Annotated in this window: 2 protein-coding genes; both read right to left on the bottom strand. The window is 71.9% G+C overall.

Going from position 1 to position 787, the window contains the following annotated elements:
• The coding region (locus ACFHWS_RS28515; RefSeq protein WP_416557690.1) for a RidA family protein at nt 1-395 on the bottom strand (395 nt) is incomplete at its 3' end.
• A partial coding sequence (locus ACFHWS_RS28510; protein WP_416569585.1) for a 2-keto-4-pentenoate hydratase occupies nt 392-787 on the bottom strand: 396 nt, incomplete at its 5' end. The genes ACFHWS_RS28510 and ACFHWS_RS28515, both read right to left, overlap by 4 nt.

Genomic DNA, 787 nt, shown 5'->3' with positions numbered 1-787 from the left:
GCGACGGCCTGGATCTCGATGAGCAGGTGCGGGTGGGGCAGTTGGTGGACGGCGACGGTGGTGCGGGTGGGTCCGGTGTGGTCGAAGTGTTCGGCCCAGACCTGGTTGTAGCCGCCGAAGTCGTTCATGTTGACCAGGTACGTGGTGACCGAGACCAGGTCGGCGAGGCTGGCGCCGGCGGCGGCGAGCAGGTCGGCGATGTTGGCGATCACCGCACGGGTCTGTTCCCGGATGTCGAGTTGGGTGGTGCCGTATTCGTCCACGCTGGCCCCGGCGATGGTGTTGTCGGGGCGGCGGCTGGAGGTGCCGGAGACGAAGATGAATCCGCCGGCGACCTTGACGTGCGGGAACGCCCCGCGCGGGGTGGCCTTGCCCGCGACCAGATGCGCGGTCATCGCGTACCGCCGGTGGTGGTGAAGGCGGCGGTGCCGAGCCCTTGGACGGTGGCCCGCACGTGCGCGCCGGGTGGGAGGGGGACGGCGGCGGTGGCCGCGCCGGCCAGGAAGATCCAGCCGGCCCTCAGGGCCGGGCCGTGCCGGTCGGCGAGAGCGATGCCGGCGGCGAGGGCCCGGCGGGGGTCGCCGAGGATCGCGGCGGTGGATCCGGTCTGCACGGTGTGTCCGTCGATGTCGAGGAGTACGCCGAGGTTGTCGACTTCGTCGGGGACCGGCTGCCAGGGGCCGACGACGTACAGGGCGGCGGAGGTGTTGTCGGCGATCACGTCGGGCAGCGAGAAGGTGAAGTCGCGGTAGCGGGAGTCGATGACCTCCAGCGCGGGGGCGACGGC

The sequence above is a fragment of the Micromonospora sp. LOL_013 genome, from assembly GCF_048060315.1.
Classification (GTDB): domain Bacteria; phylum Actinomycetota; class Actinomycetes; order Mycobacteriales; family Micromonosporaceae; genus Micromonospora_E.
Note: the sequence above shows the minus strand (reverse complement) of the source record. Positions and strands in the feature narration are given on the sequence as shown.